The sequence below is a fragment of the Pseudomonas sp. PWP3-1b2 genome, from assembly GCF_049896045.1.
In the GTDB taxonomy this organism is placed as follows: domain Bacteria; phylum Pseudomonadota; class Gammaproteobacteria; order Pseudomonadales; family Pseudomonadaceae; genus Aquipseudomonas; species Aquipseudomonas antarctica_B.
This window is the reverse complement of sequence record NZ_JAFCTN010000011.1, coordinates 82,370-105,593: the sequence shown is the minus strand read 5'-3', so window position 1 is coordinate 105,593 and position 23,224 is coordinate 82,370. Positions and strand designations below refer to the sequence as shown.

Below are 23,224 nucleotides of genomic sequence, written 5' to 3'. Positions count from 1 at the left end.
GTTATTTTTATTCGCTTCATCGGGGGAACCCCGGCCCCCCCATTAACTGGCGTACCAAGGGTGGGTGCGGGCTTGCCCGCGATGACGGCAGCAGGCTCACCGAATGTTCATCAGAAAAAACTCAGCCCCACGTGGAACAATTTCTCCACATCGCGAATGTGTTTTTTATCCACAAGAAACAGAATCACATGGTCACCCGTGGCGATCATCGTGTCGTCGTGGGCGATGATCACCTCTTCGTCACGAATGATCGCGCCGATGGTGGTGCCCGGCGGTAAGCCGATATCGCGGATGGCCTTGCCGATCACCTTGCTCGACTTCGAGTCACCGTGGGCAATCGCCTCGATGGCCTCCGCCGCGCCCCTGCGCAGGGAGTGCACGCTGACGATATCGCCGCGTCGCACGTGGGCGAGCAAGGTGCCGATGGTCGCCAGTTGCGGGCTGATGGCGATGTCGATATCGCCACCCTGAATCAGGTCCACATACGCCGGGTTGTTGATGATGGTCATCACCTTCTTCGCCCCCAGCCGCTTGGCCAGCAACGAGGACATGATGTTGGCTTCGTCATCGTTGGTCAGCGCCAGGAAGATGTCGGCGTCGGCGATGTTTTCTTCCATCAACAGGTCGCGGTCCGAGGCGCTGCCCTGGAGTACGACGGTGCTGTCGAGCGTGTCGGAAAGATGTCGGCAACGCGCCGGATTCATCTCGATGATCTTCACCTGGTAGCGGCTTTCGATAGCCTCGGCCAAGCGCTCGCCGATCTGCCCACCGCCGGCAATCACGATGCGTTTGTACGTTTCATCCAGCCGGCGCATTTCGCTCATGACGGCGCGAATATTCGCTTTGGCGGCGATGAAAAACACTTCGTCGTCGGCCTCGATCACCGTGTCGCCCTGGGGCAAAATCGGTCGGTCGCGACGGAAAATAGCGGCCACGCGGGTTTCCACATTCGGCATGTGCTCGCGCAGCTGGCGCAGTTGCTGGCCCACCAATGGGCCGCCGTAGTAAGCCTTCACCGCCACCAGTTGCGCCTTGCCTCCGGCAAAGTCGATTACCTGCAAGGCACCGGGAATTTCGATCAGGCGCTTGATGTAGTGAGTAACGACCTGCTCCGGGCTGATCAGCACGTCCACCGGAATCGCATCGTTGTTGAAAAGTCCTGCACGGGTCAGGTAAGCCGCCTCACGGACTCGGGCGATTTTGGTCGGCGTGTGGAACAGGGTATGGGCGACCTGGCACGCGACCATGTTGGTCTCGTCGCTGTTGGTCACCGCCACCAGCATGTCGGCATCGTCGGCGCCAGCCTGGCGCAGCACCGTCGGAAACGACGCGCGGCCCTGCACCGTGCGGATGTCCAGGCGGTCGCCCAGGTTGCGCAGGCGCTCGCTATCGGTGTCGACCACGGTGATGTCGTTGGCTTCGCTGGCCAAATGTTCGGCCAGCGTGCCGCCGACCTGCCCTGCCCCAAGGATGATAATTTTCATCCGCTCACTCCCTTAAAACCGTTCAGCCGCGCGCGGCGGCGATTTTGATCAGTTTGGCGTAGTAGAAGCCATCGTGGCCGCCTTGCTGTGCAAGCAATTGGCGACCGTGGGGCTGCTTGATGCCGGCCGCTGTGGCCAGGTCCAGTTCGCGCGCGCCGCTGGTGCGGGCGAGGAACGCTTGAATGACCTCGGTGTTCTCGGTCGGCAACGTGGAGCAGGTCGCGTAGAGCAGGATGCCGCCCACTGCCAGGGTTGGCCACAGGGCGTCGAGCAGCTCACCCTGCAGCACGGCGAGCGCGGCGATGTCGTCGGGTTGGCGAGTCAGCTTGATGTCCGGGTGACGGCGGATCACGCCGGTGGCCGAACACGGCGCATCCAGCAGAATGCGCTGGAACGGTTTGCCGTCCCACCAGGTGGCAGTGTCGCGACCATCGGCAGCGATCAGCTCGGCGCTCAGGCCCAAGCGTGCGAGGTTTTCCCGAACGCGCACCAGGCGCTTGGCTTCCAGGTCGACCGCGACTACACCCGCCAGGTCTTTTTCCACCTCAAGGAGGTGACACGTCTTACCGCCCGGCGCACAGCAGGCGTCGAGCACGCGCTGGCCGGGAGCCAGGTCGAGCAGGTCGGCGGCCAGTTGCGCGGCTTCGTCCTGCACGCTGATCCAGCCTTCGGCAAAGCCCGGCAAGCTGCGCACATCGCTCGCGGCTTCCAGCACGATACCGTCGATGCTGTACACGCAGGGCGTGGCGTTGATGCCCGCATCGGCCAGCAATTGCAGGTAGGCGTCACGGCTGTGATGGCGACGGTTCACCCGCAGGATCATCGGCGGGTGCGCATTGTTCGCCGCGCAAATCGCTTCCCATTGCTCAGGCCAGAAGGCTTTCAAGGATTTTTGCAGCCAGCGTGGGTGGGCGGTGCGCACCACCGGGTCATGTTCCAGCTCGGCCAGCAGCGCTTCACTTTCACGTTGCGCGCGGCGCAGCACGGCGTTGAGCAAGGCCTTGGCCCAGGGCTTTTTCAGCTTTTCAGCGCAGCCGACCGTCTCGCCGATGGCGGCGTGAGCCGGCACGCGGGTGTAGAGCAACTGATAGAGCCCGACCAGCAGCAACGCTTCAACATCGGCATCCGCCGCCTTGAACGGCTTTTGCAGCAGCTTGGCCGCCAGCGCCGACAGACGCGGCTGCCAGCGGGCGGTGCCGAAGGCCAGGTCTTGAGTGAAACCACGGTCGCGGTCTTCAACCTTATCCAGTTGCGTCGGCAGCGAGCTGTTCAGCGAAGCCTTGCCGTTAAGTACAGCAGCGAGAGCCTTGGCGGCGGCCAAGCGCGGGTTCATTGAGCGACCGCCCCGAGAACCGTACCCAAGGCAAATTTCTCACGACGGCTGTTGAAAAAATCGCTGAAATTAAGCGCTTTGCCCCCGGGCAATTGCAGGCGCGTCAGACACAGTGCCTGCTCACCGCAGGCGACCAACAGGCCGTCTTTGCTGGCGCCGATAATTTCACCGGGCGCGCCTTTGCCGTCAGCCAGGGTCGCGGCCAATACTTTCAAGGCTTCGCCGTTGAGCGTGCTATGGCAGATCGGCCACGGGTTGAACGCGCGCACCAGGCGCTCAAGCTCTACGGCCGGGCGGTTCCAGTCGATACGTGCTTCATCTTTATTCAGCTTGTGAGCGTAGGTGGCGAGGCTGTCATCTTGCACTTCGCCTTCCAGAGTGCCCGCAGCGAGGCCGGCAATGGCCTGGATCACAGCAGGCGGGCCGAGTTCGGCGAGGCGGTCGTGCAGGCTGCCGCCGGTGTCTTGGGCAGTGATCGGCGTGGTGACTTTCAGCAACATCGGGCCGGTGTCCAGACCCGCCTCCATGCGCATTACGGTCACGCCACTTTCGCTGTCGCCCGCTTCCACGGCGCGCTGGATCGGCGCCGCACCGCGCCAGCGCGGCAGCAGCGAGGCGTGGCTGTTGATGCACCCGAGGCGCGGAATATCCAGCACCACTTGCGGCAGGATCAAGCCGTACGCGACCACAACCAGCAAGTCCGGCTTGAGCGCGGCCAGTTCGGCCTGAGCGTCGGCATTGCGCAGGGTCGGCGGTTGCAGCACGGGAAGGTTGTGCTCCAGCGCCAACTGCTTGACCGCGCTCGGCATCAGTTTTTGCCCGCGACCGGCCGGGCGATCCGGCTGGGTGTACACCGCAACGATGTCATAAGGGCTTAAGAGCAGCGCCTTAAGGTGTTCGGCGGCAAATTCGGGGGTGCCGGCAAAAACAATGCGCAGTGGCTCGGTCATGGGAGGTCTCGGTTAAAAACAGTCACAAAAGAAAAAGGCTTGCCGCAGCAAGCCTTTGGAAGGAGGGCATCAAGCTTGCTGGCGATGCTTTTTTTCCAGCTTCTTCTTGATCCGGTCGCGTTTAAGCGTGGACAGGTAATCAACAAACAGCTTGCCGTTGAGGTGGTCGCATTCGTGCTGGATGCACACCGCCAGCAGGCCTTCGGCGACCAGTTCGTATGGCTTGCCGTCACGGTCAAGCGCCTTGATCTTAACGCGTACCGGGCGTTCGACGTTCTCGTAGAACTCCGGCACCGACAGGCAGCCTTCCTGGTATTCGCCCATCTCTTCGGTCAGCGGTTCGAACTCGGGGTTGATAAACACCCGGGGTTCGCTGCGATCTTCCGACAGGTCCATGACCACGACGCGCTGATGCACGTTGACCTGGGTCGCGGCGAGGCCGATGCCCGGGGCTTCATACATTGTTTCAAACATGTCATCGACCAACTGACGAACCTTGTCGTCCACTACGGCCACCGGTTTGGCGATCGTGCGCAGGCGCGAGTCGGGGAATTCGAGGATGTTCAAAATAGCCATAAGCGTAATTGCTGCACATGTGAGGTAGAGGCAAATCGGCGTTGGGATGGACCCACACAGCCGGTGTGAAACAAGCGAAAGCCGCGAAGGCTCTGGCATTTCACGCGAACGCACATAATAAAGGAGATTCACCCCATGAGGAAATCGCTACTCGTCTTGCTGTTATGGCCCACGTTCGCCATGGCCCTGCTGCCCCAGGCCGGGGAGCGTCTGAATCAACCCACACAGCAGGCTATCCAACGTTTTTTACTGCACAACCGCATTCTTGATAATCCACAGGATCTGGACCGTGCGCCCTACATTGTTGCGGCCGAGATGGGGCGAGTGCTGGCGGCCCATGGCGACCGCGTGCATGCGCGGGGCAATCTCGACCCGTCCCAGCCCAGTTACGGCATATTTCGCCGAGGCAAGGCCTACACCGACCCTCAAACCCAGGAATTGCTGGGCATCAACGCCGATGACATTGGTACTGCGCGCTTTGTCATGGCCGGTGACCTCACCACCCTGGCGGTGCTGCGGGTAACCCAGGAGGTGCGCCCCGGCGATCGTCTGCTGCGCGCCGAAACGGCGGTCGAGCTTGCCAGCCCGCAAGCCCCGACGCGTCTTGTCGAGGGGCACATCATCGACATCCCCAAGGGTGTGGCCCACATCGGCGTGCTCGACGCCGTGACCCTGAATAAAGGCCGCCGCGATGGCCTGGTTGAAGGCCAGTTGCTCAACGTGATCAAAACCGGCGCCTCCGTTCGAGACCCGCTTACCAACGCCCCCACCAAACTCCCCGACGAACGCGCCGGCACCCTGATGGTGTTCCGCACCTATGAAAAGCTCAGTTACGCCGTGGTGCTCAGCGCCTCGCGCTCATTGGCAGTGATGGACCGTTTTGAGACTGCCAAAAAAACGCAATAAGTAGCCTGCTAAATAAGTTACCAACAGAGTTATCCACAGCTTGTTGCGGTCAAGGACGATCAAATGTATCCGATAAACAGCAGTGAAATTTCGCCGTCAGAACTGGAAGCTCGACTACGCTTGCACAGGCTGCCGGAACTGGGTCCCAAGCGCTTTCGTGTATTGATAGAGGCGTTCGGTTGCGCCTCAAAGGCTATCAGCGCCCCTGCAAGTGCCTGGCGCTCACTCGGGTTGCCCGCCATCAGTGCCGATGCCCGACGCAGCCCGCAAATCCGCGATGGCGCCAGCCAGGCTTTAGCGTGGTTGCAGCGTCCGGACCAGCATTTGCTGATGTGGGACTCGCCTGACTACCCGGCCTTGCTTGCCCAGATCGATGACGCCCCGCCGTTATTATTCGTCGCCGGCGACCCCAAAATTCTGGAAAAACCGCAGTTGGCCATGGTCGGCAGTCGCCGCGCTTCGCGCCCTGGCATGGACACCGCCGCGGCCTTTTCCCGTAGCCTGGCAAGCGCCGGTTTTGTCATCACCAGTGGCCTCGCATTGGGCATTGATGGCGCGGCGCATCAGGCGGCACTTGACGTGGGCGGGCACACAATTGGCGTGCTTGGCACCGGGCTCGAAAACTTTTATCCACAGCGCCACCGCAAGCTTGCAGCCGCGATGATTGCCCAGGGCAGCGCCGTGGTTTCCGAGTTCCCGCTGGACGCCGCCCCCCAGCCTAGCAACTTTCCTCGACGCAACCGAATCATCAGCGGCCTGTCCCTGGGCGTACTGGTGGTCGAGGCCGGCGTGGCCAGCGGCTCACTGATCACCGCCAAGCTTGCGGCAGAGCAAGGCCGCGAGGTGTATGCAATGCCCGGCTCGATTCATCATCCCGGCGCCAAGGGCTGTCACCAGTTGATCCGCGAGGGCGCGACGCTGGTGGAAACCATCGAACACATCCTCGAAGGTTTGCGCGGGTGGCAGGTGTTGTCGCGCCCGGCGCCGATGCCGGTCACCCACCCGCTGGTGGCGTTGCTGCACGCGGCGCCCCACTCCAGTGAGGCGCTGGCGATATCCAGTGGCCGGCCGTTGTCCCAGGTGCTGGCGACCTTGACCGAGTTGGAACTCGAGGGCCAGGTCATCTGCGAAAGCGGACGTTGGTTCGCACGCCTCTAGGTTTTGTAACGAAGATCGGTAAACTGCGCAGAGCTTTAGTCCGGAGAACAAGCAATGGTCAACAGGTGGCGTGTGCTGGAAGCCGCACGAGAAATTCGCGCAGGCGCGGTGATTGCCTATCCGACCGAGGCGGTCTGGGGCCTGGGCTGCGACCCGTGGAATGAAGACGCGGTGGACCGGCTGCTGGCGATCAAGAATCGCTCGGTGGATAAGGGCCTGATCCTGGTGGCGGACAACATCCGTCAGTTCGATTTCCTGTTCGAAGATTTACCGGACACCTGGATCGAACGCATGGCCAGCACCTGGCCAGGCCCCAACACCTGGCTGGTGCCACATCAGGGCTTGCTGCCGGAATGGGTGACGGGTGTGCACGACACGGTGGCGCTGCGCGTCAGCGATCATCCGCTGGTGCGGGATCTGTGCTCGCTGGTCGGGCCGTTGATTTCCACCTCGGCCAACCCGCAAGGTCGCCCGTCAGCGCGCACGCGGCTTCGCGTGGAGCAGTACTTCCGTGGCCAAGTGGACCTGGTGTTGGGTGGCGCCCTCGGTGGCCGCAAGAACCCGAGCCTGATTCGCGATTTGGCGACAGGTGAGGTCGTGCGGCCTTCGTGACACCTAGGCGCGGCCATCGCGGGCAAGCCCGGCTCCCACATTTGGAATGCATTTCCCTGTGGGAGCCGGGCTTGCCCGCGATGAGGCCTTTGGTATCTCTAAAGATCTACCGTCTTACGGCAACAGAATGGTTGAGCCCGTCGTCCGTCGCCCCGACAATTCCGTTTGCGCCTTCGCTGCATCCGCCAGCGAATACCGCTGGTTGATATCAATGCGCACCTTGCCGCTCTTGATCATCGAAAACAGGTCATCCGCCATGGTCTGCAAGTCTTTCGGGTTGCTGGCATAAGTCGCCAATGTCGGCCGGGTGACATACAGCGAGCCCTTGGCCGACAGAATCCCCAGGTTCACCCCATCAACTGCGCCCGACGCATTACCAAAACTCACCACCAGACCACGTGGCGCCACGCTGTCCAGCGAGGTCAGCCAAGTGTCCTTGCCTACGCCGTCGTAGACCACCGGGACTTTTTTGCCGTCGGTCAATTCCAGCACGCGCTGTGCGACGTTTTCCTTGCTGTAGTCGATGGTTTCCCACGCGCCGAGGGATTTGGCCAGGGCGGCTTTTTCCGGCGAACTCACGGTACCGATCAGCTTTACGCCCAACGCCTTGGCCCACTGGCAGGCCAGAGAGCCCACGCCACCGGCGGCCGCATGAAACAGAATGGTTTCGCCACCTTTCAATTCATAGGTCTGGCGCAGCAGGTATTGCACAGTCAGGCCCTTGAGCATGGCGCCGGCGGCTTGTTCGAAGCTGATGTCGTCTGGCAGGTGCACCAGGTTGGCGGCGGGCAGCACATGCAGCTCGCTGTAGGCGCCGAGCGGGCCGCTGCCGTAGGCCACGCGGTCGCCGACCTTAAATTGAGTGACTTCGCTGCCGACGGCGTCGACCACACCGGCGCCCTCGGCACCCAGCCCTGATGGCAAGGCCGGTGGCGCATACAGGCCGCTGCGGAAATAGGTGTCGATGAAGTTCAGGCCGATGGCCTCGTTGCGTACTCGAACCTGCTGCGGGCCAGGCTCCGCTGGCGTGTAGTCCACATACTCAAGTACTTCGGGGCCGCCATGGGCACTGAACTGGATACGTTTGGCCATCTGCACTTCTCCTGAGGTCGAATCGCGTAGCCCTCTATCGGACTCCTAAGCTTGATCTTCGTCAACTGCGGCGGCAGGGGGTGCAGTGTTATCCTGTGCGCCCATTTGCCGCCGACGCCTGATGGCCTCGCGTAGCTTTGCCCGATTCAAGGTGATGCCATGACTACCCGCACCGAGGCTGTAAAGGCCTACCTGCTCGACCTGCAAGACCGCATTTGCAGCGCCCTGGAAACCTTCGAGACGGACACTCGCTTTATCGAAGACGCCTGGAGCCGGCCTGCCGGCGGCGGCGGTCGCACCCGTGTGATTGAAAACGGTTCGGTGATCGAAAAAGGCGGCGTTAACTTTTCCCACGTGTTTGGCAGCAACCTCCCACCGTCCGCCAGTGCGCATCGCCCTGAGTTGGCCGGTCGTGGTTTTGAAGCCCTCGGCGTGTCGCTGGTGATTCACCCGCACAACCCGCATGTGCCGACGTCCCACGCCAATGTGCGATTTTTCATCGCTGAAAAAGAAGGCGAAGAGGCGGTGTGGTGGTTTGGCGGCGGCTTCGATCTCACGCCTTATTACGGCAACGAGGAAGACTGCATTCACTGGCACCGCGTGGCCGAGAGAGCCTGTGCGCCGTTCGGCCCGGACGTGTATTCACGCTACAAAGCCTGGTGCGACACCTACTTTCACATCAAGCACCGCAACGAACCGCGCGGTATTGGCGGCCTGTTTTTCGATGATTTGAACGAGTGGGGCTTCGACACCAGCTTCGCCTTCATCCGCGCCATCGGCGATGCCTACATCGACGCCTACCTGCCGATCCTGCAGCGCCGCAAAGCCATGGCTTACACCGAGCAGCAGCGCCAGTTCCAGGAATTCCGCCGTGGCCGCTACGTCGAGTTCAACCTCGTGTATGACCGTGGCACCCTGTTCGGCCTGCAATCGGGCGGGCGTACCGAGTCCATCCTGATGTCGCTGCCGCCACAGGTGCGCTGGAGCTACGACTGGAAGGCCGAGGCCGACAGTGAAGAAGCGCGCCTCACCGACTATTTCCTGCAAGACCGTGACTGGCTTGGCGTCGCCCCACCACAGGCGGCTGACTGATGGACCGTTATGTGGTGTTCGGCAACCCCATCGGCCACAGCAAGTCGCCGCTGATTCACCGTATGTTCGCCGAGCAGACCGGCGAGCAATTGGACTACAGCACCCTGCTTGCACCGCTGGAGGATTTCACCGGCTGTGCCCGTGAGTTTTTTCAGCAAGGCCGTGGCGCCAACGTCACCGTGCCGTTCAAGGAAGACGCCTACCGGTTGGCAGACACACTCACCGAGCGCGCCCAGCGCGCGGGCGCAGTGAACACCCTGAGCAAGCGGGCGGACGGCAGCCTGCTCGGCGATAACACCGACGGCGCGGGCTTGGTGCGCGACCTGACGGTAAACGCCGGGTTGAGCCTGCAAGGCAAACGCATCCTGTTGTTGGGCGCCGGTGGCGCCGTGCGTGGGGCGTTGGAGCCCTTGTTGGCGCAGAAGCCAGCCTCGCTGATCATCGCCAACCGCACCGTGGAAAAGGCCGAATTGCTCGCCGAGCTGTTCGACGACCTGGGCCCGGTGTCTGCCAGCGGTTTCGACTGGTTGCGTGAGCCGGTGGACGTGATCATCAACGCCACGTCCGCCAGCCTGTCAGGCGATGTACCGCCGATTGCGGGCAGTCTGATCGAACCAGGCAAGACGTTTTGCTACGACATGATGTACGCCAAGGCGCCGACAGCGTTTTGCCGCTGGGCATCCGAGCAGGGTGCAGCGGTGGCGATGGATGGCCTGGGCATGCTGGTTGAGCAGGCGGCGGAAGCGTTCTTCCTGTGGCGCGGTGTGCGCCCGGACTCAGCGCCGGTGTTGGCCGAACTGCGCCGCCAGTTGGCCGACAACTGATTTGAGCCCAGTGAAGATCCAATGTGGGAGCTGGCTTGCCTGCGATGGCGGTTTATTTGCCAGGCCGCTATCGCAGGCCAGCCCGCTCCCACAGTGTTCAACCGCAGTCAGTCTTCAAAATGGACAGGGCATTTTTCGGCGCCTTCCAGCTTTTTCAGCTCTTCAACAACGTGCGGCCGCGCCTGACGCAACGTCAGGCTTCGCCCCAACCCGCGCAACCGCCGCGCTTCCTGGTGCAGCATCTCCACCCCCGAATAGTCGATAAAGTTGATCTGCTGCGCCTCGATTACCACTCTCTCGCCCTGCAGGCTTTGCAGGCGCACTTGCAGGTAATGGCTGGCGCCAAAAAAGATCGAGCCGCCGACCCGCAACACATCCTCATCGCCGTCGCGCCATTGCTGAACCCGTGGCTGCGAGGTGCGCTTGAGGTAGAAAAACAGCGACGCCAACACCCCGGCATAAATTGCGGTTTGCAGCTCCAGCAGCAAGGTGGCGACGCAGGTCAGGCTCATCACCACAAACTCAGCGCGACTCACGCGCAACAGTGCGCGAATGCCGCGATGATCCACCAGCCCCCAGCAAATCAGCAGGATGCTCGCGGCCATGCTCGGGATCGGAATGTGCGCGATCAGCGCCGCGCCAAACAGCGCAAACAGCGCCACCCACACCGCGGAAAACACCCCCGCCAGTGGCGAGCAAGCGCCTGCCTCGTAACTCAGGCCAGAGCGCGTAAATGAACCCGCCGACAGGTACCCGGAGAAAAATCCGCCGACGATATTGGATAAGCCCTGCGCACGAACTTCCTGATTCGCGTCCAGCAACTGCTGCGAGCGGGCCGACAGCGAGCGCGCAATCGACAGGCTGGTCACTAGGCCCAACATGCCCACCGCCACGGCGCTGGGCAGCAGCCGCAGAATCATGTCCAAGTCCATCGGCAACGGGCTGAACGGCGGCAGCTTGCCCACGAACGAACTCACCAGCGCTACATGCCCGAACATCGCCGGCCACAGCCACGCCGCCAGGCTGCCCAACGCCAGGGCGATCAGCAGCGTCGGCCAGCGCGGCACCCAGTATTTGAGCAATGCGCCCACCAACAGCGTGCCCACGCCAAGGGCGAGCGAGGCGTGGTCCCACTCCCCTGCGTGTTCCACCAGTGCCAACAAGCTTTTGATCGCCGTGGCTTGGCTCGGCATATCCAGCCCCAGCAGGTTCGGCAGTTGCCCCAAGGCAATCACCACGGCAGCGCCCAGGGTGAAACCCAGCACCACCGAATGGGAGACAAAATTCACCAGCGCGCCGAAGCGCAGCATGCCCAGCAACCACTGGAACACCCCGGCGAGGAATGTCAGCAGCAGGATCAGCATGATGTAGTCCTGAGACCCTGGCACAGCCAGCGGGCTGATGCTGGCGTACAGCACGATGGAAATCGCCGCCGTGGGGCCGCAGATCAAATGCCAGGATGAACCCCAGAGGCAGGCGATCAGCACCGGGATGATGGCGGCATACAAGCCGTATTCGGGTGGGAGACCGGCAATCAGCGCGTAGGCAATCGACTGCGGCAAGGCGAGGACGGCGCCACTGAGGCCCACAATCGCATCTCGGCCGACACTGGTGCGGGTTTGGCGCGGGAGCCAGGCGAGAAAGGGGAAGAGTGTGTGGCGGTTGGGCCAGGGCATCGCAGACTCGGTTTAAAGGTTTGCATCAGGGTATCAGCACACACCGGCCCCTGTGAGAGCTGGCTTGTGTGGGAGCTGGCTTGCCTGCGATGCAGACGACGCGTTCTGCCAGTAAGACCGAGGTGGCCCTATCGCAGGCAAGCCAGCTCCCACACAAACCAGTTTCCACAGAACTTGGAGCTGAGGCTTTAAAGTTTGGCTTTTACCGCGGCCAACGCATCTTTGCCATCCACGGTTTTCACGCCATCCAGCCACTTGTCCAGCACTGCGGGATTGGCTTTTATCCACGCCTTCGCCGCGTCGGCATTGCTGACCTTGTTGTTGGCAACCTCAGCCATGATGCTGTTCTCCATCTCCTGGGTAAAACTCAAGTTGGTCAGCAGTTTCCCGACATTCGGGCACGACTGCGCATACCCTTTGCGGGTCAGGGTATACACGCTGCCGGTGTCACCAAAATACTTCTCGCCGCCTTTGAGGTAGTGCATTTTCAACTGCACGTTCATCGGGTGCGGCGTCCAGCCGAGGAAGGTCACGAATTTCTGCTTCTTAACGGCCCGCGACACTTCGGCGAGCATCGCCTGTTCGCTGGACTCCACCAGCTTCCACTGGCCAAGCTCGAAGTCATTCTTCTTGATGATCTCCTGCAACGAGATATTCGCCGGCGCGCCGGAGCCGATGCCGTAGATCTTCTTGTCGAACTTGTCGGCAAACTTGTTCAGGTCGGCGAAGTCATGCACCCCGGCGTCCCACACGTAGTCCGGCACGGCGAGGGTGAACTCGGTGCCGTCGAGGTTCTTCGCCAGTTGCACCACATCGCCATTGGCCACGAACTTGTCGTAGAAGCCCTGCTGCGCCGGCATCCAGTTACCCAGAAACACATCCACCTGGCCGTCCTTGAGCCCGCCAAACGTAATCGGCACCGCGAGGGTGTCGACCTTGGCCTTGTAGCCCATGCCGTTCAACAGAAACCCGGTGATGGCGTTGGTGGCAGCGATATCGCTCCAGCCTGGATCGGCCATTTTCACCGTGTCACAACTGGCGTCCGCGTACACATTGGCGCTAACAAGCGCCAACATTCCCAGCACCGCAGTCAACTTTTGCATGGCCTTCCCTCTGTATTTTTTAGTTTTGGCAGGGTTGTGGATAACGTGCCTTGCGCTCCAGGTCGTCGAGGTCGATATGGTTGCGCATGTATTGCTGACTGGCGTCCACCAGTGGCTGGTGATCCCAGCTCTTCAGCTCTCCCGTGGTCAATGCCTCAAACACCAGACGACGGCGGCGTTGGCTGGCGAGCACCTGCTGGTGGATCGCCGGGATATCCCATTTGGCCCGCGCCTCACTCAAAAACGCCTCGAACAGTGGCCGGTGTTCCGGTGACTCAGCGAGGTTTTCCCGCTCGTGCGGGTCGTTGTGCACATCAAACAGTAGACAAGGGTCGTCCTCGCTGTAGATGAATTTCCAGGCGCCACGGCGAATCATCATCAATGGGCTGATGGTGCCTTCGGCCATATATTCGCCAAACACTTCGTCGTGCCCGCCCTGCCCTTGCAAGTGCGGGACCAGCGAGCGCCCGTCCAGTGGCAAGCGTGGGTCCAGTTCGCCGCCGGCCAGTTCCACCAGGGTCGGCAACAGGTCAGCGGTGGACACCGCCTTGCTCACACGCCCCGCCGCAAACTGCCCCGGCGCGCTGACCAGCAGCGGCACGCGGGCGGCCATTTCAAACCAGTGCATTTTGTACCAGAGGCCACGCTCGCCGAGCATGTCGCCGTGGTCGCCGGAGAAGATGATGATCGTGTCGTCGGCCAGGCCGGTGTCTTCCAGGGTTTGCAGCAGCTTGCCGACATTGCTGTCGATGTAGCTGCATGCGCCGAAATAGGCGCGGCGCGCATCGCGGATCTTGTTCAGCGGCAGCGGTTTGTCCCACAGGTCATACACCTTGAGCAGGCGCTGGGAATGCGGGTCGAGATCACCTTGGGCCGGAGTTGTAGGCAAAGGGATGTCGCCGTCGTCGTACAGGTCCCAGAACGGCTTGGGAATGGTGTACGGGTCGTGTGGATGAGTCATCGACACGGTCAGGCAGAACGGCTTGTCGCTGTCTTCACGGATATGGTCGAACAAGTACTGCTGCGCCTTGAACACTACCTCTTCGTCAAAATCCAGCTGGTTGGTGCGCACGCACGGCCCGGCTTGCAGCACCGACGCCATGTTGTGATACCAGGAGGGCCGCACGTCCGGCTCGTCCCAGTTCACCGCCCAGCCATAGTCGGCGGGGTAGATGTCGCTGGTCAGGCGCTCTTCGTAGCCGTGCAGTTGGTCGGGGCCGCAGAAGTGCATTTTGCCGGACAGCGCCGTGCGGTAGCCGAGGCGGCGCAGGTAGTGGGCATAAGTCGGTACGTCGGCGGGGAAGTCGGCGGCGTTGTCGTAGGCGCCAATCTTGCTCGGCAATTGGCCGCTGACCAGGGTGAACCGCGACGGCGCGCACAGCGGGCTGTTGCAGTACGCGGCGTCAAACACCACGCCCTGCTCGGCGAGGCGGCTCAGGTTAGGCAGTTTGATAGGCGAAGAACCGTAGAACGGAAGCAACGGCGCGGCCATTTGATCGGCCATGATGAAAAGAATGTTCTTGCGCTTCATGGGTTCTCGGCATTCCATAGGCGGTGTTTATGCGAATGAGCATGCAGCCCATGGAAAATGGGGTAAAGCCCATGAAAAGCAATGTCTAGGATAAGCACAGCTTATGTATGAAGCCCTCGGTGATGTATCCCTCGACTTGCTGCGCGCGTTTGAAGCGGCGGCGCGTCACCGCAGCTTCACCGCTGCTGCCATGGAGTTGGGCACCACTCAGCCCGCCATCAGCCAGCAGATCAAGCGCCTCGAAGAGCAACTGACGATTCGTCTGTTTGATCGCATTTACCGAGGCATCGAGCTGACCGACGCGGGCGCCTTGCTGTTTGAACACGTACAGGGCGGCTTGCAGACCATCAACCATGGCCTCAGCGCCATCACCCAGCAAGACCAGCATGAAGTGCTGCAGGTGGCCACCGACTTTGCCTTCGCCGCCTACTGGCTGATGCCGCGCCTGCACCGCTTTCATGCGGCCAACCCGCAGGTGGACGTGAGCCTGGTGACCAGCGAACGCAACCACGCCACTTTGCGCAGCGATATCGACGTCGCGGTGCTGTTTGGCGACGGCCGTTTCAAGCAGGGCGACAGCCTGTGGCTGTTCAACGAAGAAGTGTTCCCGGTGTGCAGCCCGCTGTGGCTCAAGGAGCAGGCCACGGCGTTGACTGTGCAAAATTTGCACGATGTTCCCCTGCTGCACCTGCGCCAGGAAAACAACAGCCAGTGGTTCGACTGGAGCGGCGTGTTTCGTGAACTGGGTATCAACGTTGCGCCCACTCCCGGCCAGCTGCGTTTTGACAACTACACCCTGCTGATTCAAGCGGCGATTGCTGGCCAGGGCGTGGCCATCGGCTGGCGTCACCTGGTGGACAACTTGCTGGAGCAGAACTGGCTGTGCCGACCGATCCGCGAGACGGTGATCTCGCGGTTTGGCTATTACGTGGTGCAACCCCAGCGCAAACGCCGGGGGCAGTTGGTCGAACGCTTTGTCGACTGGCTGGTGGCCGAGCAAGCCAGCAGCGCGCAGTCGCTGACCGGGCTGGCCCTGCCGTCGATTGCGGTCTAGGATTTGGCGCTTAATGGATCCGGATTCCGCCATGCAACGTATCAAGGGCTATCACGCCCACATCTATTTCGACGCCAGCACCCTCGACCAGGCGCGCACGTTGTGTGAAGACGCTGCCAAGCTGTTCCCCCTGCGCATGGGCCGCGTACACCAACGGCCGGTCGGCCCGCATCCGGACTGGAGCTGCCAGTTGGCGTTTGAGCCGGAGTACATCGGTGTGGTGCTGCCCTGGCTGGCGCTGCATCGCGAGGGGTTGGTGGTGTTTCTGCATCCGGATACTGGCGATGACTTGAAGGATCACACTGACTACGCGATCTGGATGGGCGCGATGCGGGAACTGGATTTGTCTGGGTTTCGGGGTTCAGAGACGCTTTAGGGGAGTGATTGTGGTGAGTGGGGGGGGTGTCTGGGATACCGGGTTGGTCTTTTTTGGGGGCGCTTCGCACCCCAACGCGGGGCAAGCCCGCTCGCCACGACAAGCCCGCTCGGCACAGCAACTCGGTGTTGATTTGTCCCGATATATGGGACTGATATTTATATATTGAGATGTAACAGGTCATAGGTTTATATTCGCCCATCTGCTTTTTTCAGCACCCACTCATTTCAGGTGAAGCGATGCAGGCGCAATTGATCGCGCTCGACTGGGGCACCAGCTCCCTTCGTGCTTACAAACTCGGCCCGGCGGGCGTGGTGCTTGAACAGCGCGCGCTGGCGTTCGGGATCATGCACCTGCCCAGCGAACCCCGGGACATTGCCGGCGTACGCTGCAGCGATGGCTTCGAGTTGGCGTTCGACGCGGCCTGTGGCGACTGGCTTGATGCGCAGCCCGATTTGCCGGTGATTGCCTGCGGCATGGTCGGCAGCGCTCAGGGCTGGAGCGAGGCGGCTTATCGCAAAACTCCGGTGGATGTCGCCAGCCTGGGCCAGGCACTGCATGGGGTGCGCAGCCTGCGCGGGGTGACGGTGCACATTGTGCCCGGTGTGATCGAACAGGTCGGTTTGCCCAACGTGATGCGCGGCGAAGAAACCCAGGTGCTCGGCGTGCTGCAAAATATCGGTGCCGACGCGCTGATCGGCCTGCCCGGCAGTCATTCCAAATGGGTCGAAGTTGTTCAAGGCCGCATCACCCACTTCGACACCTTCATGACCGGCGAATTGTTTGCGGTGCTCAGCAAACACAGCATCCTGGGTCGCACCCAACAGCCATCCGAACACTTCCAGGCCGAGGCCTTTGAGCGTGGCGTGCATGTCGCGCGCTCAGCAGACGGCCAGCGCGGCGTGCTGTCCACCTTGTTCAGCGCCCGTACCCTCGGGCTGACCGCCGAACTCACGCCCGAGCAACAGCCCGATTACTTGTCCGGCCTGTTGATCGGCCATGAACTCGCAGGTCTGCCGGACAGCGCGAAACACATCCCGATCACCCTGGTCGGCACCGCGCCGCTCTGTGCCCTTTATCAACGTGCCCTCGCCCTCTGCGGTTTTGCCCACGTCAGCCTGGCGCAGGAAGCCACCGAGCGCGGCCTGTGGCAACTGGCCGTGGCGGCTGGGCTCATTCAACCTGCAACGGAGGCCTGACATGCTTAAAGATGCACTCTCCCACAACGGTTTGATCGCGATTCTGCGCGGCGTGCGCCCGGACGAAGCCCAGGCGATCGGCCAAGTGCTCTACACGGCGGGCTTTCGCGTGATCGAAGTCCCACTGAATTCACCGGACCCTTACACCAGCATCCGCACCCTGCGCGACAGTCTGCCCGCCGATTGCCTGATCGGCGCGGGCACGGTGTTGACGCCCGAACAGGTTGAGCAGGTCAAAGCGGCGGGCGGCCAGGTGATCGTCATGCCCCACAGCGATCCCAAGGTGCTGCGCGCTGCCAAGGCGGCGGGCCTGTTCCTGTCGCCGGGTGTGGCCACGCCGACTGAAGCTTTCGCCGCCCTGGCTGAAGGTGCTGACGTGTTGAAGCTGTTCCCGGCCGAGCAAATGGGCCCGGCGGTGATCAAGGCGTGGCTCGCGGTATTGCCGGCGGGCACGTTGCTGCTGCCGGTGGGCGGCGTAACGCCAGAGAACATGCAGGTGTACTTCGACGCCGGCGCCAGGGGTTTCGGGCTGGGTTCCGGGTTGTTCAAACCGGGCATGTCTGTGGAGCACGTGGCGAGTACCGCGAAGGCGTATGTCGCCGCCTGGAACGCCTTGAACTGAATGCAAGCTTTGCGCCCCGAGCGCAGCATCGACAAGAGAGATAAGAAGATGAAAATCACCAAACTGACCACCTTCATCGTCCCGCCGCGCTGGTGCTTTCTGAAGGTCGAAACCGACCAGGGCGTGACTGGCTGGGGCGAGCCCGTGGTCGAAGGCCGCGCTCACACCGTGGCCGCTGCGGTCGAGGAGTTGTCCGACTACCTGATCGGCAAAGACCCCCGCAATATCGAAGACATCTGGACTGTGCTCTATCGCGGCGGCTTCTACCGTGGCGGCGCCGTGCACATGAGCGCCCTCGCCGGTATCGACCAGGCGCTGTGGGACATCAAGGGCAAGGCCCTTGGCGTGTCCGTGAGTGATCTGCTCGGTGGCCAGGTGCGCGACAAGATCCGCGTGTATTCGTGGATAGGCGGCGACCGCCCTGCCGACACCGCTCGCGCCGCCAAAGATGCCGTGGCGCGTGGCTTTACTGCCGTGAAAATGAACGGCACCGAAGAATTGCAGTTCGTCGACAGCTTCGAAAAAGTCGACCTGGCCCTGGCCAACGTCGCCGCCGTGCGTGACGCGGTCGGCCCCAACGTTGGCATCGGCGTCGACTTCCATGGCCGGGTACACAAGCCCATGGCCAAGGTGCTGATGAAGGAACTCGACCCGTACAAACTGATGTTTATCGAAGAGCCGGTGCTCAGCGAGAACTACGAAGCGCTCAAAGAGCTGGCCCCGCTGACCAGCACGCCGATTGCCTTGGGCGAGCGCCTGTTCTCGCGCTGGGACTTCAAGCGCGTGCTCAGCGAAGGCTATGTCGACATCATCCAGCCGGACGCTTCCCACGCCGGCGGCATCACCGAAACCCGCAAGATCGCCAACATGGCCGAAGCCTACGACGTGGCTTTGGCGCTGCACTGCCCGCTCGGGCCGATTGCCCTGGCGGCGTGCCTGCAACTGGATGCGGTCTGCTACAACGCGTTCATCCAGGAGCAAAGCCTGGGCATTCACTACAACGAAAGCAACGACCTGCTCGACTACGTGAAAGACCCGGGCGTGTTCGACTATGACAAAGGCTTCGTGAAGATCCCTAACGGGCCAGGCCTGGGCATTGAGATCAACGAGGAATACGTGATCGAACGCGCCGCCATCGGCCACCGCTGGCGCAACCCGATCTGGCGCCATGCCGACGGCAGCTTCGCCGAGTGGTGATTTCTGACTGACGGAACGGGATCAAAAATGTGGGAGCTGGCTTGCCTGCGATAGCGGTGTGTCAGTTCCAGAGATGCAAGCTGGACCACCGCTATCGCAGGCAAGCCAGCTCCCACATTGATTGTGTTTCAGCCAGTAAAGATCAGTCCTCAATAAACATAAAAAGAGGCAACCCCCCATGCACCCTGAATCCTTCACCGGGCAGGCTTCTTTAGTCACGCCCAGCAGAAAGCGTTTCTTCATCATGGTGCTGCTGTTCATCACCGTGGTGATCAACTACCTCGACCGCAGCAACCTGTCGATTGCGGCCCCCGCGCTGACCAGTGAGCTGGGTATCGACCCGGTGCATGTCGGGCTGATCTTCTCCGCATTCGGCTGGACTTACGCGGCCATGCAGATTCCCGGCGGCTGGCTGGTCGACCGTGTGCCGCCGCGCATTCTCTACACCGTGGCCCTGCTGCTGTGGTCCATCGCCACTGTGATGCTGGGGTTTGCTGCCAGCTTTATCGCGTTGTTCGTGCTGCGCATGGCGGTCGGTGCGCTGGAAGCGCCTGCTTATCCGATCAACAGCCGCGTGGTCACGACCTGGTTTCCCGAGCGTGAGCGCGCCACCGCGATTGGCGTCTACACCTCCGGGCAATTTGTCGGGCTGGCCTTTCTCACGCCGGTACTGGCGTGGCTGCAGCACGCATTCGGCTGGCACATGGTCTTTGTCGCCACCGGCGGCGTGGGCATTCTGTGGGCGCTGATCTGGTACGCGGTGTACCGCGAGCCCAAGGATTTCAAAGGCGCGAATGCGGCTGAAATCGAGCTGATTCGCGAGGGTGGCGGCCTGGTGGATATCCAGGAAAAAACCGCCAAGGCGCCGTTCAGTTGGGTGGACCTGGGCATCGTGCTGAGCCAGCGCAAGCTCTGGGGCATCTACCTGGGGCAGTTCTGCCTGAACTCTACGTTGTGGTTTTTCCTGACGTGGTTTCCGACGTACCTGGTGAAATACCGCGGCATGGACTTCATCAAGTCTGGCCTGTTGGCGTCGTTACCCTTCCTCGCGGCCTTCGTGGGTGTGCTGTGTTCGGGGATATTTTCCGACTGGCTGATTCGCCGGGGTTCATCGGTGGGTTTCGCGCGCAAGTTGCCGATCATTGGCGGGCTGCTGATTTCCACGGCGATCATTGGCGCCAACTATGTGGATTCGACGGCGTGGGTCATCGCGTTTCTGGCGCTGGCGTTTTTCGGCAATGGCCTGGCGTCGATTACCTGGTCGCTGGTGTCCACATTGGCGCCCGCGCGGTTGCTGGGGCTGACGGGTGGAGTGTTCAACTTCATCGGTAACTTGTCGGCGATCACCACGCCAATTGTGATTGGCTTTTTGGCGAGTGGGGATTCGTTTGCACCGGCGATCACATACATCGCAGTGCTGGCGTTGCTGGGGGCGCTTTCCTACGTGTTATTGGTAGGCAAAGTCGAACGGATTGAGCTGTAGCGGGTGACAAGTAACTCATGGCAGGCGGGCTTGTTGTGGCGAGCCGGCTTGTTGGGGCGAGCGGGCTTGCCCCGCGTTGGGCTGCGCAGCGGCCCCAGAGAGAAGAACGCGGTGATTCAGGTGCTCCTTGGTGTCTGGTTTTGGGGCCGCTGCGCAGCCCAACGCGGGGCTAGCCCGCTCGCCACAACAAGCCCGTTCGCCACAACAGGCCCACTTACCAATGTTCACCAAAGCAGGCCCATTCACCACGGCGACTGGGCCTGCCGTTTCAAACTGCGCGGTTTAGTTAAGCACGCCGTCGAGGATTTCGTAGACGATGCCTGTGCCCACGGCGATCAACACCACGTCCGGGCCGGAACGGCGCCATTCATAACCCTGGTACACCGGCAGGCGCGACAGGGCTCGGTTGTCCAGGCGTTCGCCGTAATAGCCACGTGGCAGCGGCTGGCCGCGCACCAGGCGTACGTTTGGCGGTGGTGGTGCGCCACGGGAGAACTGGCCGTGGTTGTCATGGATGATCTGCCGTACCGGGCCGAAGTCCTGCGGCGGGCCGCGACGGTTGTCCTGCGGGCCGCGATGGTCGTCACCACGCTGGTCGTGCTGACCTTGTGGGCCCTGCGGGCCGCCACGGTCTGGGCCGCCTTGATCGTACGGCGCGGCCTGCGCCAGGGCACTCGCGCCGAGCATCAGCACGCCGAGACCAGCGATCAAGCGTTTAGGCATTTTCATGGGGTGTTTCCTCAGTCCTGCACGAACAAAAAAGGGACCTCGAACGAGGTTCGAAATCCCTTGGTCTTGTCACTTTAGGTACTGTTGCAGCGGATTGATTCCTCTGTATCAGGAACTTTACCTACTGCTACATGGCGCTTACGTACGGGCGTTGCGCACACCTTCCGACAGCGCCGCGCACAGGGTCAACACCCCATCGATGGCTTGCTGATCATTTTTCGCATTGGCGATGTGATCGATCAACGCCGAACCTACCACCACACCGTCTGCCAGGCGCGCGATCGCGGCGGCTTGTTCCGGCGTGCGGATACCAAAGCCGATGCTGATGGGCAGGTCGGTATGGCGACGCAGGCGGGTCACGGCCTCTTCGACGTGTTCCAGGGTGGCGGCGCCGGCGCCGGTCACACCGGCCACCGACACGTAGTACACAAAGCCGGAGCTGCCGTTGAGCACGGTGGGCAGGCGCACGTCATCGGTGGTCGGCGTGGTCAGACGGATAAAGTCGATGCCGGCGGCTTGGGCCGGGTCGCACAGTTCGCCGTTATGCTCGGGCGGCATGTCGACCACGATCAGGCCGTCCACACCAGCTTCCTTGGCGTCAGTGATGAACTGTGGCACGCCGTATTTGTGGATCGGGTTGAAGTAGCCCATCAACACCAGCGGGGTGTCGCTGTTGTCTTTGCGGAACTCGCGGACCATCTGCAGGGTTTTCGTCAGGTTCTGCTTGGCGGTCAGCGCACGGATGTTGGCCAGTTGAATCGCCGGGCCGTCGGCCATCGGGTCGGTGAAGGGCATGCCCAGCTCGATCACGTCGGCACCGGCGGCAGGCAAGCCTTTGAGGATCGCCAGCGAGGTGTCATAGCCCGGGTCGCCAGCAGTGACGAAGGTCACCAAGGCGGCGCGGTTTTGTTGTTTGAGTTGCGCAAAACGCGCTTGCAGGCGGCTCATTAGTGTTTCTCCTGCGAGGACTGCTCTTGTTGAGACTGTTCCATGTGGAACATCACGGTTTGCATGTCTTTGTCGCCACGGCCCGAGAGGTTGACCACCATCAGGTGATCTTTCGGCAAGTTGGGCGCGCGTTTGAATACTTCGGCCAAGGCGTGGGCGGTTTCCAGGGCAGGAATGATCCCTTCCAGGCGGCAGCATTTATGGAAGGCTTCGAGGGCTTCGTTGTCAGTCACCGAGGTGTACTGCACACGGCCGATGTCGTGCAACCAGGCGTGTTCAGGGCCAATGCCGGGGTAGTCGAGGCCGGCGGAAATCGAGTGGGCGTCGATGATCTGGCCGTCGTCGTCCTGCAACAGGAAGGTGCGGTTGCCATGCAGTACGCCGGGTACGCCGCCGTTGAGGCTGGCCGCGTGTTTGCCGGTTTCGATGCCGTGGCCGGCCGCTTCAACGCCGATGATTTCCACACCTGTGTCATCCAGGAACGGGTGGAACAGGCCCATGGCGTTGGAGCCACCGCCGATGCAGGCCACCAGGCTGTCCGGCAGGCGGCCTTCCTGGGCTTGCATCTGGTCACGGGTTTCCTTGCCGATCACGGCCTGGAAGTCGCGCACCATCGCAGGGTACGGGTGCGGGCCGGCCACGGTGCCAATCAGGTAGAAGGTGTCTTCAACGTTGGTCACCCAGTCACGCAAGGCTTCGTTCATCGCGTCTTTGAGGGTGCCGGTGCCCGCAACCACCGGGATCACTTCAGCGCCCAACAGCTTCATGCGAAACACGTTGGCCTGTTGGCGCTCGATGTCGGTGGTGCCCATGTAGATCACGCATTGCAGGCCAAAGCGCGCGGCGACGGTGGCCGTGGCCACACCGTGCATGCCGGCGCCGGTCTCGGCGATGATGCGTTTTTTGCCCATGCGCCGCGCCAGCAGGATCTGGCCGATGCAGTTGTTGATCTTGTGCGCGCCGGTGTGGTTGAGCTCTTCGCGCTTGAGGTAGATCTTGGCGCCGCCGCAGAACTCGGTCAGGCGTTCAGCGAAATACAGCGGGCTTGGGCGTCCGACGTAGTCGCGCTGGAAGTAAGCCAATTCTTCGTTGAAAGCCGGATCGATCTTGGCCGCTTCGTATTCGCGGGCCAGGTCGAGGATCAACGGCATCAGGGTTTCAGCGACGTAGCGGCCGCCGAATGCGCCGAACAGGCCGCTGGCGTCTGGGCCGTTGCGTAGATCGGTCTGGGACTGAGTCATGGGTGGCTCCAGGAAAGAAGGGTTGTGATAAACAATGA

22 protein-coding genes are annotated in these 23,224 nt (G+C 61.8%); 11 read left to right on the top strand and 11 right to left on the bottom strand.

Annotated elements, in window-relative coordinates; all coding sequences use genetic code 11:
• Positions 1-110: 110 nt before the first annotated feature.
• The 4 genes from trkA to def form a co-directional block, all read right to left on the bottom strand.
• Positions 111-1,484 (bottom strand): Trk system potassium transporter TrkA, encoded by a 1,374-nt coding sequence (trkA, locus tag ACP7A2_RS10175; protein ID WP_348054742.1) that lies wholly within the window; start codon positions 1,482-1,484, stop codon positions 111-113.
• 22 nt (positions 1,485-1,506) lie between these two features.
• Positions 1,507-2,817 (bottom strand): 16S rRNA (cytosine(967)-C(5))-methyltransferase RsmB, encoded by a 1,311-nt coding sequence (gene rsmB / locus ACP7A2_RS10170; RefSeq protein WP_426134091.1) that lies wholly within the window; start codon positions 2,815-2,817, stop codon positions 1,507-1,509.
• Complete coding sequence (gene fmt, locus ACP7A2_RS10165) at positions 2,814-3,767, bottom strand: methionyl-tRNA formyltransferase (RefSeq protein ID WP_426134090.1); 954 nt, start codon at positions 3,765-3,767, stop codon at positions 2,814-2,816. Before fmt ends, rsmB begins: the two co-directional genes overlap by 4 nt.
• A gap of 69 nt (positions 3,768-3,836) precedes the next feature.
• A complete protein-coding gene (gene def / locus ACP7A2_RS10160; protein WP_122249636.1) occupies positions 3,837-4,343 on the bottom strand; it encodes a peptide deformylase in 507 nt (168 codons plus the stop codon).
• Between the two features lie 135 nt (positions 4,344-4,478).
• On the opposite strand from def, the gene ACP7A2_RS10155 reads away from it, so the two are divergent.
• The 3 genes from ACP7A2_RS10155 (at position 4,479) to ACP7A2_RS10145 (ending at position 7,019) form a co-directional block, all read left to right on the top strand.
• The gene (locus ACP7A2_RS10155) at positions 4,479-5,249 is read left to right on the top strand and encodes a peptidoglycan-binding protein (RefSeq protein ID WP_426134089.1); all 771 of its coding nucleotides are present in this window, start codon (positions 4,479-4,481) and stop codon (positions 5,247-5,249) included.
• 63 nt (positions 5,250-5,312) lie between these two features.
• A complete protein-coding gene (dprA, locus tag ACP7A2_RS10150) occupies positions 5,313-6,407 on the top strand; it encodes a DNA-processing protein DprA (protein ID WP_426134088.1) in 1,095 nt (364 codons plus the stop codon).
• Between the two features lie 54 nt (positions 6,408-6,461).
• Positions 6,462-7,019: an L-threonylcarbamoyladenylate synthase gene (locus ACP7A2_RS10145; protein ID WP_426134087.1), complete on the top strand. Its 558-nt coding sequence runs from the start codon at positions 6,462-6,464 to the stop codon at positions 7,017-7,019.
• A gap of 114 nt (positions 7,020-7,133) precedes the next feature.
• On the opposite strand, the gene ACP7A2_RS10140 is transcribed toward ACP7A2_RS10145, so the two are convergent.
• Positions 7,134-8,111, bottom strand: a complete 978-nt coding sequence (locus ACP7A2_RS10140; RefSeq protein ID WP_426134086.1) for an NADPH:quinone reductase — start codon at positions 8,109-8,111, stop codon at positions 7,134-7,136.
• Positions 8,112-8,270: 159 nt separating this feature from the next.
• Between ACP7A2_RS10140 and hemF the strand changes: the two genes are divergently transcribed.
• Both hemF and aroE read left to right on the top strand, forming a co-directional pair.
• Entirely contained in the window at positions 8,271-9,203 is a 933-nt protein-coding gene (hemF, locus tag ACP7A2_RS10135; RefSeq protein ID WP_426134085.1) for an oxygen-dependent coproporphyrinogen oxidase, read from the top strand.
• Positions 9,203-10,027, top strand: a complete 825-nt coding sequence (aroE, locus tag ACP7A2_RS10130; protein ID WP_426134084.1) for a shikimate dehydrogenase — start codon at positions 9,203-9,205, stop codon at positions 10,025-10,027. The genes hemF and aroE overlap by 1 nt, the downstream gene beginning before the upstream one ends.
• A 107-nt stretch (positions 10,028-10,134) precedes the next feature.
• Here aroE and ACP7A2_RS10125 read toward each other — a convergent pair whose 3' ends face one another.
• From ACP7A2_RS10125 to betC, 3 genes are all read right to left on the bottom strand, one after another.
• Positions 10,135-11,703: a SulP family inorganic anion transporter gene (locus tag ACP7A2_RS10125; protein ID WP_426134083.1), complete on the bottom strand. Its 1,569-nt coding sequence runs from the start codon at positions 11,701-11,703 to the stop codon at positions 10,135-10,137.
• 188 nt (positions 11,704-11,891) lie between these two features.
• Positions 11,892-12,806, bottom strand: coding sequence for a choline ABC transporter substrate-binding protein (gene choX / locus ACP7A2_RS10120; RefSeq protein ID WP_348054732.1), 915 nt, complete (start codon positions 12,804-12,806; stop codon positions 11,892-11,894).
• A gap of 19 nt (positions 12,807-12,825) precedes the next feature.
• Complete coding sequence (gene betC / locus ACP7A2_RS10115; RefSeq protein WP_426134082.1) at positions 12,826-14,337, bottom strand: choline-sulfatase; 1,512 nt, start codon at positions 14,335-14,337, stop codon at positions 12,826-12,828.
• A 103-nt stretch (positions 14,338-14,440) separates the two neighbouring features.
• On the opposite strand from betC, the gene ACP7A2_RS10110 reads away from it, so the two are divergent.
• From ACP7A2_RS10110 to ACP7A2_RS10085, 6 genes are all read left to right on the top strand, one after another.
• On the top strand, positions 14,441-15,391 hold the full coding sequence (locus ACP7A2_RS10110; RefSeq protein ID WP_426134081.1) for a choline sulfate utilization transcriptional regulator: 951 nt from the start codon (positions 14,441-14,443) through the stop codon (positions 15,389-15,391).
• Between the two features lie 31 nt (positions 15,392-15,422).
• Positions 15,423-15,767, top strand: coding sequence for a DOPA 4,5-dioxygenase family protein (locus ACP7A2_RS10105; protein ID WP_426134080.1), 345 nt, complete (start codon positions 15,423-15,425; stop codon positions 15,765-15,767).
• A gap of 239 nt (positions 15,768-16,006) precedes the next feature.
• Entirely contained in the window at positions 16,007-16,966 is a 960-nt protein-coding gene (locus ACP7A2_RS10100; protein WP_426134079.1) for a 2-dehydro-3-deoxygalactonokinase, read from the top strand.
• Between the two features lies 1 nt (position 16,967).
• Positions 16,968-17,588: a 2-dehydro-3-deoxy-6-phosphogalactonate aldolase gene (locus ACP7A2_RS10095; RefSeq protein WP_426134078.1), complete on the top strand. Its 621-nt coding sequence runs from the start codon at positions 16,968-16,970 to the stop codon at positions 17,586-17,588.
• Positions 17,589-17,636: 48 nt separating this feature from the next.
• A complete protein-coding gene (dgoD, locus tag ACP7A2_RS10090) occupies positions 17,637-18,785 on the top strand; it encodes a galactonate dehydratase (protein ID WP_348054726.1) in 1,149 nt (382 codons plus the stop codon).
• Between the two features lie 178 nt (positions 18,786-18,963).
• Positions 18,964-20,268 carry an MFS transporter gene (locus tag ACP7A2_RS10085; RefSeq protein ID WP_375065887.1) on the top strand — a complete coding sequence of 435 codons (1,305 nt, stop codon included), beginning with the start codon at positions 18,964-18,966 and terminating at the stop codon, positions 20,266-20,268.
• A 282-nt stretch (positions 20,269-20,550) separates the two neighbouring features.
• On the opposite strand, the gene ACP7A2_RS10080 is transcribed toward ACP7A2_RS10085, so the two are convergent.
• The 3 genes from ACP7A2_RS10080 to trpB form a co-directional block, all read right to left on the bottom strand.
• Positions 20,551-20,997, bottom strand: a complete 447-nt coding sequence (locus ACP7A2_RS10080) for an anti-virulence regulator CigR family protein (RefSeq protein WP_348054724.1) — start codon at positions 20,995-20,997, stop codon at positions 20,551-20,553.
• Positions 20,998-21,135: 138 nt separating this feature from the next.
• Complete coding sequence (gene trpA, locus ACP7A2_RS10075; protein ID WP_426134077.1) at positions 21,136-21,945, bottom strand: tryptophan synthase subunit alpha; 810 nt, start codon at positions 21,943-21,945, stop codon at positions 21,136-21,138.
• On the bottom strand, positions 21,945-23,186 hold the full coding sequence (gene trpB / locus ACP7A2_RS10070; RefSeq protein ID WP_426134076.1) for a tryptophan synthase subunit beta: 1,242 nt from the start codon (positions 23,184-23,186) through the stop codon (positions 21,945-21,947). Before trpB ends, trpA begins: the two co-directional genes overlap by 1 nt.
• Positions 23,187-23,224 lie beyond the last annotated feature (38 nt).

Bases quoted from the DNA above. Each gene is read 5' to 3' on its own strand.
- ACP7A2_RS10100 (WP_426134079.1), top strand. From the start codon at position 16,007: ATGCAGGCGCAATTGATCGCGCTCGACTGGGGCACCAGCTCCCTTCGT.
- dprA (WP_426134088.1), top strand. From the start codon at position 5,313: ATGTATCCGATAAACAGCAGTGAAATTTCGCCGTCAGAACTGGAAGCT.
- trpB (WP_426134076.1), bottom strand. From the start codon at position 23,186: ATGACTCAGTCCCAGACCGATCTACGCAACGGCCCAGACGCCAGCGGC.
- fmt (WP_426134090.1), bottom strand. From the start codon at position 3,767: ATGACCGAGCCACTGCGCATTGTTTTTGCCGGCACCCCCGAATTTGCC.
- ACP7A2_RS10110 (WP_426134081.1), top strand. From the start codon at position 14,441: ATGTATGAAGCCCTCGGTGATGTATCCCTCGACTTGCTGCGCGCGTTT.
- rsmB (WP_426134091.1), bottom strand. From the start codon at position 2,817: ATGAACCCGCGCTTGGCCGCCGCCAAGGCTCTCGCTGCTGTACTTAAC.
- def (WP_122249636.1), bottom strand. From the start codon at position 4,343: ATGGCTATTTTGAACATCCTCGAATTCCCCGACTCGCGCCTGCGCACG.
- ACP7A2_RS10085 (WP_375065887.1), top strand. From the start codon at position 18,964: ATGCACCCTGAATCCTTCACCGGGCAGGCTTCTTTAGTCACGCCCAGC.
- ACP7A2_RS10105 (WP_426134080.1), top strand. From the start codon at position 15,423: ATGCAACGTATCAAGGGCTATCACGCCCACATCTATTTCGACGCCAGC.
- trpA (WP_426134077.1), bottom strand. From the start codon at position 21,945: ATGAGCCGCCTGCAAGCGCGTTTTGCGCAACTCAAACAACAAAACCGC.
- hemF (WP_426134085.1), top strand. From the start codon at position 8,271: ATGACTACCCGCACCGAGGCTGTAAAGGCCTACCTGCTCGACCTGCAA.
- ACP7A2_RS10155 (WP_426134089.1), top strand. From the start codon at position 4,479: ATGAGGAAATCGCTACTCGTCTTGCTGTTATGGCCCACGTTCGCCATG.
- betC (WP_426134082.1), bottom strand. From the start codon at position 14,337: ATGAAGCGCAAGAACATTCTTTTCATCATGGCCGATCAAATGGCCGCG.
- dgoD (WP_348054726.1), top strand. From the start codon at position 17,637: ATGAAAATCACCAAACTGACCACCTTCATCGTCCCGCCGCGCTGGTGC.
- ACP7A2_RS10080 (WP_348054724.1), bottom strand. From the start codon at position 20,997: ATGAAAATGCCTAAACGCTTGATCGCTGGTCTCGGCGTGCTGATGCTC.
- ACP7A2_RS10145 (WP_426134087.1), top strand. From the start codon at position 6,462: ATGGTCAACAGGTGGCGTGTGCTGGAAGCCGCACGAGAAATTCGCGCA.
- aroE (WP_426134084.1), top strand. From the start codon at position 9,203: ATGGACCGTTATGTGGTGTTCGGCAACCCCATCGGCCACAGCAAGTCG.
- ACP7A2_RS10125 (WP_426134083.1), bottom strand. From the start codon at position 11,703: ATGCCCTGGCCCAACCGCCACACACTCTTCCCCTTTCTCGCCTGGCTC.
- ACP7A2_RS10095 (WP_426134078.1), top strand. From the start codon at position 16,968: ATGCTTAAAGATGCACTCTCCCACAACGGTTTGATCGCGATTCTGCGC.
- ACP7A2_RS10140 (WP_426134086.1), bottom strand. From the start codon at position 8,111: ATGGCCAAACGTATCCAGTTCAGTGCCCATGGCGGCCCCGAAGTACTT.
- choX (WP_348054732.1), bottom strand. From the start codon at position 12,806: ATGCAAAAGTTGACTGCGGTGCTGGGAATGTTGGCGCTTGTTAGCGCC.
- trkA (WP_348054742.1), bottom strand. From the start codon at position 1,484: ATGAAAATTATCATCCTTGGGGCAGGGCAGGTCGGCGGCACGCTGGCC.